The sequence below is a fragment of the Scytonema sp. NUACC21 genome, assembly GCF_054684315.1.
This window is the reverse complement of sequence record NZ_BAAFZH010000071.1, coordinates 1-14357: the sequence shown is the minus strand read 5'-3', so window position 1 is coordinate 14357 and position 14357 is coordinate 1. Positions and strand designations below refer to the sequence as shown.

General features: G+C 43.3%; 13 protein-coding genes. 8 read left to right on the top strand and 5 right to left on the bottom strand.

Features of this window, described 5'->3' with window-relative positions; translation table 11 throughout:
- Positions 1-13 precede the first annotated feature (13 nt).
- The 6 genes from cas7d to cas2 all read left to right on the top strand — a co-directional run bounded on the left by cas7d (position 14) and on the right by cas2 (position 4848).
- Entirely contained in the window at positions 14-1009 is a 996-nt protein-coding gene (gene cas7d, locus ACYRY3_RS13275; RefSeq protein ID WP_460202127.1) for a type I-D CRISPR-associated protein Cas7/Csc2, read from the top strand.
- 324 nt (positions 1010-1333) lie between these two features.
- Complete coding sequence (gene cas5d, locus ACYRY3_RS13270) at positions 1334-2143, top strand: type I-D CRISPR-associated protein Cas5/Csc1 (RefSeq protein ID WP_460202126.1); 810 nt, start codon at positions 1334-1336, stop codon at positions 2141-2143.
- Positions 2112-2996 (top strand): CRISPR system precrRNA processing endoribonuclease RAMP protein Cas6, encoded by an 885-nt coding sequence (cas6, locus tag ACYRY3_RS13265; protein WP_460202125.1) that lies wholly within the window; start codon positions 2112-2114, stop codon positions 2994-2996. The genes cas5d and cas6 overlap by 32 nt, the downstream gene beginning before the upstream one ends.
- A complete protein-coding gene (gene cas4 / locus ACYRY3_RS13260; RefSeq protein WP_460202124.1) occupies positions 2993-3577 on the top strand; it encodes a CRISPR-associated protein Cas4 in 585 nt (194 codons plus the stop codon). Before cas6 ends, cas4 begins: the two co-directional genes overlap by 4 nt.
- Positions 3578-3580: 3 nt before the next feature.
- A complete protein-coding gene (gene cas1d, locus ACYRY3_RS13255; protein WP_460202123.1) occupies positions 3581-4558 on the top strand; it encodes a type I-D CRISPR-associated endonuclease Cas1d in 978 nt (325 codons plus the stop codon).
- The gene (cas2, locus tag ACYRY3_RS13250; protein WP_460202121.1) at positions 4555-4848 is read left to right on the top strand and encodes a CRISPR-associated endonuclease Cas2; all 294 of its coding nucleotides are present in this window, start codon (positions 4555-4557) and stop codon (positions 4846-4848) included. Before cas1d ends, cas2 begins: the two co-directional genes overlap by 4 nt.
- A 147-nt stretch (positions 4849-4995) precedes the next feature.
- Here the strand turns inward: cas2 and ACYRY3_RS13245 are convergent, their stop codons facing one another.
- The 3 genes from ACYRY3_RS13245 to ACYRY3_RS13235 all read right to left on the bottom strand — a co-directional run bounded on the left by ACYRY3_RS13245 (position 4996) and on the right by ACYRY3_RS13235 (position 8888).
- Positions 4996-6159 carry a GuaB3 family IMP dehydrogenase-related protein gene (locus ACYRY3_RS13245; RefSeq protein ID WP_460202120.1) on the bottom strand — a complete coding sequence of 388 codons (1164 nt, stop codon included), beginning with the start codon at positions 6157-6159 and terminating at the stop codon, positions 4996-4998.
- A gap of 67 nt (positions 6160-6226) precedes the next feature.
- Positions 6227-8089 carry a flotillin family protein gene (locus tag ACYRY3_RS13240; protein WP_460202119.1) on the bottom strand — a complete coding sequence of 621 codons (1863 nt, stop codon included), beginning with the start codon at positions 8087-8089 and terminating at the stop codon, positions 6227-6229.
- A 118-nt stretch (positions 8090-8207) separates the two neighbouring features.
- Complete coding sequence (locus ACYRY3_RS13235) at positions 8208-8888, bottom strand: DUF1449 domain-containing protein (protein ID WP_460202118.1); 681 nt, start codon at positions 8886-8888, stop codon at positions 8208-8210.
- Between the two features lie 360 nt (positions 8889-9248).
- Here ACYRY3_RS13235 and ACYRY3_RS13230 point away from each other — a divergent pair, with 360 nt between their 5' ends.
- A complete protein-coding gene (locus ACYRY3_RS13230; RefSeq protein WP_460202117.1) occupies positions 9249-11729 on the top strand; it encodes an endonuclease MutS2 in 2481 nt (826 codons plus the stop codon).
- A 50-nt stretch (positions 11730-11779) separates the two neighbouring features.
- Here ACYRY3_RS13230 and ACYRY3_RS13225 read toward each other — a convergent pair whose 3' ends face one another.
- Together ACYRY3_RS13225 and ACYRY3_RS13220 are read right to left on the bottom strand one after the other, a co-directional pair.
- The gene (locus ACYRY3_RS13225; protein ID WP_460202116.1) at positions 11780-12154 is read right to left on the bottom strand and encodes a response regulator; all 375 of its coding nucleotides are present in this window, start codon (positions 12152-12154) and stop codon (positions 11780-11782) included.
- The gene (locus ACYRY3_RS13220; protein ID WP_460202115.1) at positions 12144-13367 is read right to left on the bottom strand and encodes a GAF domain-containing protein; all 1224 of its coding nucleotides are present in this window, start codon (positions 13365-13367) and stop codon (positions 12144-12146) included. The genes ACYRY3_RS13225 and ACYRY3_RS13220 overlap by 11 nt, the downstream gene beginning before the upstream one ends.
- Positions 13368-13769: 402 nt before the next feature.
- Here ACYRY3_RS13220 and ACYRY3_RS13215 point away from each other — a divergent pair.
- Positions 13770-14357, top strand: a 588-nt coding sequence (locus ACYRY3_RS13215; RefSeq protein WP_460202114.1) for a DUF3038 domain-containing protein, incomplete at its 3' end; no start/stop codon positions are given.

Sequence of the window (14357 nt, the reverse complement as noted above, 5' to 3'; positions counted from 1 at the left end):
AGAGAGCAAAATCATGAGCATTCTAACAACCTTAAAATCCGAATTTCAATCTACATTCCCCCGCTTGGCGTCTGGAAAGTATATCCATTTTATCTTGTTGCGTCACAGCCAATCATTCCCCGTATTTCAAACAGATGGAATTCTGAACACCGCACGCACCCAAGCAGGTTTGGGGAATACCGATGCAAGCAAAAAACAGATTAGTCGTTTGGTAATGTTTAAGCGCAAACAAACCACTCCTGAAAGACTTGCAGGAAGAGAATTACTCCGTGGTTTAAATCTCACCACTGCAGATGATGCGAATAAGGATAAATACTGTGAATACAATGGCGAGAAATCCTGCAAAAAGTGCCCGGATTGTATTATTTATGGATTTGCTATTGGTGACAGCGGTTCCGAACGTTCTAAAGTCTATTCTGACTCGGCTTTTTCCCTGAGTGCTTACGAAGAGTCCCATCGCAGCTTTACATTTAATGCACCTTTTGAAGGGGGAACGATGAGCGAAGCTGGGGAGATGAGAAGCAGTATCAACGAATTGGATCATGTGATTCCAGAGGTAACATTTCCCACAGTAGAAACGCTGCGCGACTCTACCTATGAAGGCTTTATCTACGTTTTGGGCAACTTACTACGTACTAAAAGATACGGCGCTCAAGAATCTCGCACGGGAACAATGCGGAATTACATTGCTGGAATTGTTTTTGGCGATGGTGAAATCTTTAGCAATCTACATTTCACTCAAGCACTGTACGATGCTTTAAAAGGGGATGTAGATACTCCTATTAGTGATGTTTTACAGCAGGTAGAAAAAGTGGCGAAGAATTTACTGAATGACGAACCTGTACGCCAAACCAAGTCGATTTTTGGTTCCCAATTAGAGGATTTAGTCGGTGAAATTAATGCTTTGTACCAAGATGAGACTCGTTTGGTGGAGACTATGACTGCATTATATGGGCAAACTAAAGCTTATGCAGAGTCTTTTGGAGCATTGAAAAAGAAAGGTAAGTAAGAAGGATGAAGTGTGAAGGATGAAGGATGAAGTATCTCATTGATAAATTTGGGTGATAGAAATCGGCTTTGAGCTTTCTTCTCTTCTATCAAGAAATTTTAGCTTGGCGGGGCTGTAAAGTTTAAAATGTCTACTTCTTTTGAACCGGATGATTATCTATTAAAAAACCGCCAAGACGCCAAGAACGCCAAGGTTTAAGATAGGTAATTTTGTATCGAGAGGTGAGTAAGTATCCCTTTTAAACGCGAAAGAATTTTTCATCCTTTACACTTCATACTTCATACTTTTTTTCATCCTTTACACTTCATATTTCATCCTTTTTTTATGGCTTTATATCACTGTACGTTGACACTCCACGATAATGTTTTCTTCGCTACAAGGGAAATGGGAATTCTCTATGAAACTGAAAAATATTTGCATAATTGGGGGCTAAGTTTTGCACTTTTTTCCATTCATTACATTCCCCAACCCTATCGGCTGCAAGGGGAACTGGCACAAAAACCTACATATTTAGATGCTAGTGCCGAACAAAACCTTCTGCATCTCAATCAAGCTGGAATTTATGTGTTTCCCGCTCAACCTATCAATTGGTCGTATCAAATTAACACCTTTAAAGCTGCTCAAGTTTCCTATTATGGCAAGTCAAAACAGTTTGGTGATAAAGGTGCGGATAAAAATTACCCGATTAATTACGGGAGGGCTAAAGAGTTGGCTGTTGGCAGCAAATATCGGACTTATATTGTTGCCCCAGAAACTATTAAAATTCCTCGTTGGATACGTTTGGGAAAATGGGCGGCAAAAATCAGAGTTGAAACAATCAAACTTCCCGAACAAATCATGGTAAGGAAATCTGGCGATTATACCTGTTTGCATCCTTTAAACCCCTTGGATTTACCAAGTGATACTCGGATGCTACTTTATAACCGTATTGTTATGCCTCCTGTAAGTTTGGTTAGTCAAGCACAGTTACGCGGTGAGTATTTATTTGCTAAGAAAAATGATGAACGTAAAGAGAAGGAGTGGGATGCTTTTAAAGCAACATTAACACCAGGACAATATCAACAATTACCTGAGGAATTTTATCTACCAAAGGATATGTTTTATGGAGCAGGAAATGTCGTTGCAACAGCATAAGTTTACTACGTTGCACTCTATTGTTATCGAACTTGCAGCCGCAGATGTAGGAGAGATTCCCCCTACTTTATCTCGTGCATTGCACGCGTTGGTACTCAAGTGGTTAGCAGCAGCAAATCCATCTGTTGCTGAAGTTGTCCATGCAAGTCAAAATTCACCATTGACTATTTCGGGGTTGTTGGGAAATCGCCGTCAGGGCGGGGTGCGTATAGGAGATTACTTTTATTTTCGGATTGGTTTATTGGATGGTGGTTTGGTTGAACCATTGATGCGGGGATTTGAACTGTCAGAGAACCAATCTTTGGTGTTGGGAGATTTCCCATTTGTACTGCGGAATATGTACGCTTTACCGGGAACACATCACCTAGCTGGTGCGGCTGATTATGCGATGCTGTCACACCCAGCACCAGTTTTGACTGATATCGAAATGCATTTTCTGTCTCCCACTAGCTTTAAGCAAAATCAAGGTGTTCAGACTTTTCCGCTACCTGAATTGGTGTTTAACTCGCTGCATCGACGGTGGAATGCTTTTGCACCAGAACAATACCAGCTTCCGGTTTGTGAATGGAATGCTACGGTGACGGGTTACGAACTGAAAACCTACGCACTCAAGATGGAAGGGGGTACGGAAGTTGGGGCGCAGGGCTGGGTACGCTATCGATTTAATTGTGCTGCTACGGCGCGAATTGCAACGATTTTGGCAAATTTTGCTTTCTTTGCGGGTGTGGGGCGTAAAACCGCTATGGGAATGGGACAGACGCAACTGGGCAATTCACAATTCAAAATTCAAAGTTCAAAAACTCAAAATTATAAAAAACCTCGCAGAAAAGGTTTTGAGGCTAACGCGAAATGAACGAACAATTCTATCTTCCCCTTGCTTATCTAAATGCTTGGGAATACTGTCCGCGCCGCTTTTTTCTGGAATACGAACTGGGAGAAAATGCTGACAACGAGCATATTATCATCGGTCGTCACTTGCACCGCAATGTTGATGATGAGGGTAAGTCTGTTGAAGGCGACAAGGTGGTTTATCGTCATCAGTGGGTGTGGAGCGATCGCTTACTCATCAATGGCATTATCGACGCAGTTGAGGAAAAAGACAACCAGCTAGTGCCTTTGGAATTTAAAAAAGGACGGATGGCAAACCATTTGAGCGACCATTTTCAACTGTGTGGGGCGGCTTTGTGTTTGGAGGAACGCATTGGAAGTTCCATTCCTTACGGAGAAATTTTTTACTACGCTAACCGCCGTCGGGAACGTGTCAATTTTACACCCGCATTGCGACTGGCGACAGAACAAGCAATTCAGGCAGCAAGATTAGCGATTGGAGGTGCAATGCCACCACCTATTGACAATGGGAAAAAGTGTCGGGATTGCAGCTTACAGAAAATTTGTTTGCCAAAAGAAATCAAAAAACTACGCCTTGAGGTATAAATTATGTCAATTCTCTACGTTACTCAACCGGATGCAGTTTTAAGCAAAGCTGCGGAAGCTTTTAAAGTTGCCCTCAAACAAGAAGACGGCAACTGGGAGAAAAAATCCGTTCCCGCCCAAACTGTAGAACAAGTCGTCTTGATGGGAAATCCCCAGATTACAGGCGATGCTCTAGTCTATGCTTTAGAACTGGGAATGCCCGTACATTACCTTTCTGGGTTTGGTAAATACTTGGGTTCGGCGCTTCCTGCCTATTCTCGTAACGGTCAGTTGCGGTTGGCACAGTATGCGGCTTACTGCGATGCAGCCCATCGTCTGGAGATTGTCAAAACAATTGTGACTGGCAAAATCCACAATCAACACGCTGTTTTATATCGCCACGACCAAAAAGACAATTCCCTGAAATCTCGCAAACAGCTAGTCAAAGAACAAACAAGCTTGAACGAGTTGCGAGGTGTTGAAGGATTGGCTGCACGGGAATATTTTGCAGCTTGGTCAAAGATGCTGGAGGAAGAATGGTCATTTAACGGTAGAAATCGCCGCCCTCCCACCGATGCAGTCAATGCATTATTGGGTTTTGCCTACGGGCTTCTGCAAGTGCAGGTAACGGCTGCAGTCCATATGGCTGGTTTGGACCCCTACGTGGGTTATTTACATGAGGCGACCAGAGGACAGCCTGCTATGGTTCTCGATTTGATGGAGGAATTTCGCCCGTTGATTGCTGATAATTTGATTCTTTCAGTCATCAGCCACAAAGAAATTAAACCCGATGATTTTACCGATAATCTTGGTGCCTATCGACTGTCGGAAAGTGGACGCAAACAGTTTTTGCAGGCATGGGAACGAAAAATGAACGACGAGTTTAAGCATCCTACCTTTGGTTATCAATGTAGCTATCGGCGTGCGATCGAATTGCAAGCACGATTATTAAGTCGGCATTTACAAGAAGGAGTTCCTTATAAACCACTGACACTACGATGAGTACTTTGTTTTACCTCGTCATTTACGACTTGCCAGACAGTAAAGCAGCAAATAAGCGGCGCACAAAATTACACAAAATGCTCTCTGGCTATGGGACATGGACGCAGTACAGCGTGTTTGAATGTTTTTTGACTGCCATGCAGTTTGCCAAACTCAGGGTGCAAGTGGAAAACTTGATCAAACCTACCGAAGATTCAGTACGTATCTATGTTTTAGACGCTGGGTCGGTACGCAAGACGATTACCTACGGTTCCGAGCAACCTCGACAGCAAGAAATAATAATATTATGATGTTAGGGTAGTTTTGCAACTTTTTTGGCAGGGCAAAGCACGGGCGAAAACCGTTTAAGAGTCTGAAAAAATTTTTTGAGTTAGTAGATAGTAGTTAATGGTTAGTAGTACTGTGTTACAATAACCTACTAACCAATAACCAAATATTTATTTACCCATACCTAGCTGTTGAGCTTTTTGATAGACCTTGCCTTCAGTTAGCAAAGAGGGAGCAATGATGACTTCAACCTGCTGCATTTCTTTGAGGTTTTTGGCTCCCAAGGTGCCCATGCTCGTTTTTAAGGCTCCTAACAGGTTGTGCGTCCCATCATCAAGTTGTGCGGGTCCTCTGAGGATTTGTTCTAATGTACCGGTAGTGCCTACCTTAATGCGCGTGCCCCGAGGTAGGACTGGGCTGGGCGTCGCCATACCCCAGTGATATCCCCGCCCTGGAGCCTCAGCACACCGGGCAAAAGGAGAACCAATCATGACACCATCTGCACCGCAAGCAATGCACTTACAGATGTCGCCACCCGTGATTAAACCACCGTCGGCAATGACAGGGACGTATTTACCTGTTTGTTGGTAGTAATCATCACGAGCAGCAGCACAGTCCGCGATCGCAGTTGCTTGAGGAACACCCACACCCAAAACACCACGCGAGGTACAAGCTGCACCGGGACCAATTCCCACCAGTACTGCTGCGGCTCCTGCTTTCATCAGATTGAGGGTAACATCGTAAGTAACACAGTTGCCCAAAATCACGGGTATGGGCATTTCCTCGCAGAATTTCCCCAAGTCCAGAGGAACAACCGACTCAGGGGAGAGGTGTGCTGTAGAGACGACTGTCGCTTGCACAAAAAAGAAATCTGCTCCTGCTTGTGCTACCACCGAGCCATATTTGCTAGCCCCCGCTGGGGTAGCACTCACAGCAGCAATGCCACCTTGTTGTTTAATTTCCTTTATTCGTTGTTCTATAAGTTCTGGCTTAATAGGTTCAGCATACAGTTCTTGCATCAGGGTAACAAATTCCTCTTTACCCACGGAAGCAATGCGGTCTAAAATGGGCTCTGGGTCAGCGTAGCGAGTTTGGATACCTTCTAAATTTAGAACTCCCAACGCTCCTAACTGTGACAAAAGCACAGCCATGCGAACGTCCACTACGCCATCCATAGCACTGGCAATAATCGGAATTTCCCGTTCTATATTACCAATGCGCCATTTTGTATCTGCCAAACTTGGATCTAGTGTTCTATTACCAGGGACAAGTGCAATTTCATCTATACCGTAGGCTCTGCGAGCTGTCTTTCCCCGCCCAATTTGAATATCCACGCTTCTGATGTTCCCAAATCTATTTAAGCTAGGGTATCAAAATTGGAGAAAAGTTGCAGAGTTTTTTTCATGAATCAATTTGCTCTGGGGTTGTTTCTACAGAAGTGATACCAGATGTGTCATTTGCCACCTGATTGTTGTTACGTACCATTTGACTGATTTGGGATAACAATGCGCCTAGTTTGCCTTCATCAAGTAGAGTATTGATTAAAGCCAGACCGCTAGTAGACAGTAGCAACTTGTTGATGTCTTGAGCGCTATTGTTACCATTACCTCCGGGGAAAGAATAAATACGAGTGTCTCCCAAAACTCCCGGTTGCGGAGCTAAAGCAGTGATAATTTCTGGCAGTTTCTCCGATAGTTGTGGCCAAATCGCCAAGATGGTTTTGGCACTAAGATTGGCATTGCTAATAATGTTTTCAGCAGCTATTTTTGCTCTCGTGCTTTCAGCCTCTGCTAGGGCTTTGTCACGATTTGCATCTGCAAGAATACGAATTGCTTCGGCTTCAAGTTCTGCAGCTTGTTGGGCAATTTCTGCTTGTCGGCGACGGCGAAAAACATCAATTTCTACAATATTGCGATCGCCAATACTTTTTTCTTGAGCTTCTTTTTCCGCAGCAATTATAGATAAGTTTTTGCTCCGTTCGGCTTTTTCAATTTCACTAGCCGTGCGGACTGATTCCTCAGCCCTTGCTTGTTCGGCTTGGGCGAGAAACGAATCGCGTTTTTTATTGGCAATTGCGATCGCTACGTCTTCCTGAGCTAGTCTTGCCAGTCTTTCTGACTCTACAACCTGCACTTGTGCTTGCAACTTACCAGATTCTACTGTTTGTTGTCGCGTAATATCTGCTAGTTCAGCTTCTTGCTTTTGTAAAGCCTGTGCCACTTTCAGTTGTTTATTACGTTCCTCCAATGCAATATCGGCTTCTATTTGGCTTTGCTGCACTGCTAGTTTTTTGCGAATTTCTTCTTCTTCTACTGATTTATCCTGCAAAATTTTTGTACGCCGTATTGTAGCAGCTTCTCTATCTTTAGCTTCTTGAATTTCTCGTTCTCGTTGAGCTTTCAGTGCTTCTACTTGTAATTGTTGCTCTAATTTAGCACTTTCTTTGTCTTGGACAATTTGCAGCGATCGCTTCTCCGCATCCAGTTCTTTCTGTTCTATTGCCACTAGAGTTGTTAACTCAACTTCCCGTTTTTGCTGAATTGAACGTTGAATTGTTTCCGTCCGCAACCGCACACCTTGAGCATCGAAAAAATTATTTGTATCGTAGGTATCGCTTTCTTCAATTTCTGAAATTGCAATGTTATTTAGGGTTAAACCCACTTTCTTTAAATCTGGCTGAGTTAAGTTCAACACCTCATCAGCAAAACCCAACTTGTCTGAGTCAATCTCTGCCAAACTTTTTCTTTTAGCCGCCGCACGAATAGCGTCGTCAGCACGTTTTTCTAAAGCTTCTTTGATATCTTCTGGTGTAATTCTACCTTGTCGGGAAAGTCTAGCAGCAGCAATTAATACATCCTCGTCACAGGCATTTATACACACGTAAAAAGTCACCCGCATATTGGCTCGCAGGTAGTCTTGGGTGCGAACCGCTAATTTCCCAGTACGTTCAACATCAATAGAAATTTCTCGTAATGGAACGCGGGTTAATTCGTGAAAACCTGGCAAAACAACACAACCACCGTTAAGAATGACAGTTTTCCTTTTAATAAAAATGCCCCCAGTTCTTACAAACGCTTCGTTAGTGGGAGTAATTACATAAACTCGCGTGTAAGCCCAGATACTTAATAGTAGTAGGACAACTATGGCTGCAATAATTCCTGGGAAAACAATTTCTCCTCTTAGTCCATCTAACATGAGTTGTAAAAAAACTAATTGAGAAATATTGCTTTTTAAATGTATTAAGTTTGCCAGTAAGTAGTTCATTTTTTTTGATTATTCAAATTTCTTTCTTGATATTTATTTAAAACGTGTAATGCACAACCTATTAAAAAAAAATCAAATATTTAATATTTTTCTGAAATTCTAAAAATCAGAAGGATTGTTAGCTTGAGCTAGAAGTAGGTTGGGAGAGCCCATTTAACCAATTTTCTTGATCCAAGCTATCTTTGGCAACAATGAAATATGTATCCAAACGCTTATCAATGACAATAACTTGTGCTCCTCTTTGAGGAATTATTGTTGCCCATTCTGGTACGGTTGCATTAATACTCAAAAGATTCCGCTCTGAATCTGTAACATCTACTTGACCAATTCTTTTTTGATTGGCAACGGGAATGAACGCCGAAGTGACAATACCCGTACAACCAATTAAGCGATCGCCACTTGCATCTTCACTAAAATCAGCAAAAATTTTGCCTATTGGACGTGCAATCCAACTGCCTATAAGAACGCCGATCGTTAGCGAACACAATAAAATTATGCTGCTAAAAAAACTATTTGGAAGAGCAATAATGCTACCAATCCAAACATTCAACATCCATCCCACTACACCCCATAAGCTCAAATCTGTTGCTAGTAACAAGATAAGAGGAGCTTGCCCAATACCAGCCCATCCAAGCAACTGCCCAAAGTTTAAGTCACCATCAGCATCTGTGTTTATTTCTGCATCAACATCAATATCAACATCTTCACCCCCACCACCAAAACAAATCACAAATAAAAACAACAAAACTCCCATACCCAAAAAAATCCAATAGGGCAGGTTTAAAGGGCTAAACAGCATAAAAAGCAGGTGGATGTTTTTGAATACACAGATTTCTCAACCCCAATTTAGTGCAATCAAAGTCAAAATGTAAATAGTGGAAATGCTTATAGCTGGCTATTCTCTTCTAAGTAGCACAAGACGCTGAGCAGAAAATATACACTTTAATCCGTGCTTTACCGAAATGTATGCCGATAGAGTAATCCAACCACCTAGGGCAAACTACTAACTTAGCGTGAAGGGCAAGGATATTTTTTTGTGGTAAACCGCAAAATAGGAATTACAGGTACAAATTCGTGTATTCCGTACTCCCTGACAGCCATAAATTAAGCGACAATAGTTTTGTTACCATAAATTCACAATCATTCAGATTAGAAACCCTTGATCCAATCTGAAACTTTAGAACTACTTGAATGGCCTCGCCTCTGCCAGCATTTGTCTACCTTTGCCGCAACAAAGCTGGGAGTTATAGCTGCACGTCATTTAACAATTCCTGAGTCTCAAGCCCAAAGCGAGCAGTTGTTGGCTCAAACTAAGGAAGTCTACGAACTGGAAAGCCGACTGAGTGCAGGACTCTCATTTGATGGAATTCAAGATATTGGCGATTCACTAGAACGCGCTGAGTTGCAAGGAATACTGGCAGGAGATGAGCTGCTGGCTATTGCCACGACTCTAGCCGGTGCAAGAAATTTACGCCGCGTCATTGACAACCACTCAGATTTACCGATATTGAATGAATTGGTTGCTGATTTACGGACTTACCCGGAATTAGAGCAAGAAATTCATAGATGTATAGATGAGAGAGGACAGGTTACCGACCGCGCCAGCCAAAAACTGGGTGAAATTCGCACTTCTTTGCGACAAACACGCAGTCAAATTATTCAAAAGCTGCAAAATATTATACAAGTAAAATCGAATGCAGTTCAAGAACAGGTCATCACACAAAGAGGCGATCGCTTTGTCATTCCTGTAAAAGCGCCCCAAAAAGATGCCATTCAGGGTATTGTTCACGATACCTCAAGCAGTGGCGCAACGTTATACGTGGAACCAAATTCCATAGTGCCCCTGGGGAACCAATGGCGGCAACTGTTGAGGAGAGAACAATCAGAAGAAGAAGCTATCCGCCGCACCTTAACTCAACAGGTGGGAGCAGTAAAACCAGATTTGGAAAGGCTGTTGGCAATTGCGACTATCCTAGACCTAGCGGTTGCCAAATCACGTTACAGTTTCTGGCTCAAAGCAAATCCTCCCCGCTTTATCAATCGTGAGGAAAAGGAAACTATTACCCTGCGGCAGTTGCACCATCCACTTCTACTATGGCAGTATCACCACGAACAAGGATATCCCGTCATCCCCGTTGATTTGCTGATTCAACCCTCCATTCGGGTCGTAACTATTACCGGACCAAATACTGGTGGCAAAACAGTAACCCTGAAAACTTTGGGTTTAGCAGCTTTAATGGCAAAAGTGGGTTTGTTTGTGCCTGCTCGCGAACCAGTAGAAATACCTTGGTTCAGCCAGGTACTATCAGATATTGGTGATGAACAGTCACTACAACAGAACTTATCTACCTTTTCCGGTCACATCCGCCGTATAAGTCGGATTTTAGAAGCGCTAGACGAAGGCAGGGAGACAGGGGAACAAGGACTTGAGGAAGACAAGGAAGACACGGGGGACGGGGAAGATTCTTCTTTCTCACAGCCCCCTACCGTAGAGGCGGCTCCTCTCCCCCCTTCCTGCCTAGTACTGTTGGACGAAGTTGGTGCGGGCACAGATCCAGCAGAGGGAAGTGCATTGGCGATCGCATTATTGCAACATTTAGCCGACCATGCCCTGCTAACTGTAGCTACCACTCACTTTGGAGAGTTGAAAGCGCTGAAATACCAAGATGAGAGGTTTGAAAATGCTTCTGTAGAATTTGATGAAGGCACCCTTTCTCCGACGTATCGTCTTCTGTGGGGAATACCGGGACGTTCTAACGCCTTAACCATTGCCCGTCGCTTGGGATTGAAACCAGAAGTTGTAGAACAGGCAAAAACACACCTCGGGGGTGCAACTGACGAGGTGAATCAAGTGATTGCGGGGTTGGAAGCACAACGTCGCCGTCAAGAAACCAAAGCTTCCCAAGCACAGGATTTGTTGCAGCAAGCAGAACGTTTGTACAAAGAAGTAGCCGAAAAATCTCGGAATTTACAAGCCAGAGAACAGGCTTTGCGTGCTTCACAAGAGATGGCAGTGCAACAGGCAATTGCTCAAGCAAGAGGTGAAATAGCTCAAATCATCCGACGCTTGCAGCAAGGTAAACCAACAGCACAAGATGCCCAACAAGCAACAAACGCACTGAATGCAATTGCTGAAAAACATACACCAGCACCACCACCAAAACCAAAAGTCGGATTTATTCCCAAGGTGGGCGATCGCATCCGCATACCCAAGTTAGGGCAAACAGCGGAAGTTTTAACAGCGCCCGACGATGATGGGGAATTAACTGTCCGCTTTGGATTGATGAAGATGACGGTGAAATTGGAAGACGTGGAATCCCTGGATGGTCAAAAAGCTGAACCAGCCGTCAAACCGAAACCAGCACCGATATCAACACCTGCACCACAACCTACCCTAGCCGTTCGTACATCGAAAAATACCGTAGATTTACGCGGACGCAGGGTATCTGATGCAGAAATCATATTAGACAAAGCCATTTCAGAAGCTAACGGGCCAATATGGATTATTCACGGACACGGAACTGGTAAACTGCGACAAGGAGTTCATGCCTTTTTGCAGCAGCATCCCAGAGTCAGCCGCCACGAAGCTGCCGAACAAGGTGATGGTGGCACTGGTGTTACAGTTGCTTACGTTGAATAGTAGAATCCCCGACCCTGCGTGGGCGGGGAGTATAAATCATTCCAAGCCAGTTAACTTTCGCCAGCTGATTCTATTATTTTTAATAATTTAGGAATGTCGTATGGTTTAGAAATAAAATGAGAAATTCCCAAGGATGAGGCTAGTTCTTCCAGAGAGTCGTAGGCTGTAGCTAATATCACTGTTAGTTTAATACCTTCTTCCTGGAGTTGTTGATACACCTCAGTTCCTGTTAATTCTGGCATCCTATTATCTAAAATCAATAAATCTGGTTGCTCCTTAATGACTTTTTCTAGAGCTTCTTTGCCATTCTTTGCTTCGTTTACCTCCCAACCTTCCTCCTCCAAGAGAAACGCGAGCATCACTCTACTATCGTCGTCATCATCTGCAATGAGTACTTTGCCCTTTGCTGTATTCTTATTGTTCATCTTTAATTCTTTTTATTGGTAGATAAAAAAACTGTGAGTTTGGCGCTTGTGGAAAGGAATTAACGACTGAAATTGTTGTGAAACTAACTTGTACTAATTCAAAATTTGAGATTTCATTGACTGCCACTTTGACTATTCCACCTTTACCCGCACTATCGAAGGCTTGGAGAAAATAACGCAGCAGCTGACGTAAAAGGCTTCTGGCATCGGCAATTACTGTAATTGCCTCGTCCCATTCAGTCATGACTTCCACCTGACGGATAGCTGCTTCCGTCGAGAGAAGATCTCTTAAATCGGATATCTTATCTGTAAGTGACACGGGTTGAGGGCTGCCAATTTCAAAGGATGCCAGATTGCGCCAAATTTCTGCACGGCGACGAAACATTTGAATTGATTGTTCAGCCTGTTGCAGCAATTGTCTCGCGTACTCTAAGCGGTTAGCTGCTATCATCCGCGAAACAACTTCAAGTTTTAAGCGTGCTGCTTGATGTGCTTGGATGATATCCTGACGCAAGTCTTCTAATGGCTGATATTCATTGGGATTGGATTCCAATACACGACGAACATCTTTTTCTAACTTCGCTATCAATAAATCTGCTTCAATTCCGTGAGATGCACACAGCAATATTTCTTTCAGGCGTTGTCCGGCATCTGCACGACGCAGGGAGATACTCAACACGCCAAGAATTTCTTGTTTGTCATCGCGTAGAGGAATTCCTTGGCATGTGAACGGATGAAACCCCTCAATAAAATGCTCTGCGCTAATAATTTCTACATAATCTGCTTCTGCTAGTGGCGTACCCACACCGTTAGCGCCAGCTACACATTCTGATAACAAAGAACCAGATTTAGGGAAAGATTCTGTCCCTTGTACGGTTTGCTTATCACCTACTACATCCAAGACGATCGCTTGTTTATTAGCTAACATAACTGCATGACGATCTGTGCCAGCCGCCTGTGAGAGTATGCGGATGTAAGGACTAGCCATTTGAATGAGATCGCTATTTTTCGCTATTAAACGCTCCGTATCTGAGCTTGATAGTTTTTCTGCTTGGAGTGCATAGGGGTTAGCGCCTTGCAAATGCGATCGTTCCCAAGCACGATAGATTGTTGAGCGCAACATCTGAGCAGGAATTGCTCCAAGAGATTTGTATATGCGTCCTGCTTCCAGTACATTAATTTCTGAAACTTTAACATCTCTTAGTCGATCCATGTTATGTGGATTTGTTAATATTAAGTTTTATAACTAATTTTTTATACTTAGTAACTGCTATTGTAATAGCAAAATATTGTATGTCACTTCTTCTCTGACAGGGGTGTCGTCTTGGTAGACATATATTTAGAAGTAAGAAGTTTTCAAGCTAAAAACCACTAACCACTATCCACGCGTATACATAAATTATTATGTTTAAACACCCCAAGTCTATTAGCATAAATTATAGTTTTGTGAAAATAGCGTTTCGTCTTAGAGTAAAACAAAGACATTTGCTGTTGTCCTAAGTGAAAAAAGCTGTAGCTGTCGTTGCAGTATATCGTGCATGGAAACCATTATTACCCCATGCGAGTCTGGTTTCAAAATGGGTAACAGCAACAGCCCCTACCAGCCCGATCACCTATGCTGAAAGTTATGCACACTGCCGCCAATTCACCCACCCCAAATTCTCAGTGGGAGGATTTAATCAAAATTGGTGCCCCGAACTCCGTTCACTGGGACAATATCAAGACCCAGCTGGATTTGGTGCTGTTGGCGCTAGAAACATTGACTGGCATTGGCTCAGAAGCCATGCTACAAGCGGCAGTTAATCTGAATTTAGAGTCAAGAGTACCAGACCGAGTGGCGTTGTGGCGACTGAGACAATCAAATCCACTGCGTAGAGGTCAAGGAGGGCGAAAAAAACTAGATGTAGAAGAAGCTAGAGCACTTGTTCTCATTATTTGTTACCTAGCAAAACAGCACCAAGAGTTGATTCGCCGTGCTGTTGGTCTTTTGGAACAAATGGCGGAAACTAACCGCGAACCACATCAAGCTGCTTTACTAGGAGATTACATTGATGCTTTCTGCAACACTTACCAAGAGCGAATGGAGGAAGACGAGACAGTTTCCACAGATGAACTCACTCACCTAGCACTAAAACTGCTGATAGATATGCTTTTTTATAGTGGACCTGGTGGTCATCGCCGTCTGTGGCTTGCACTGATAGAC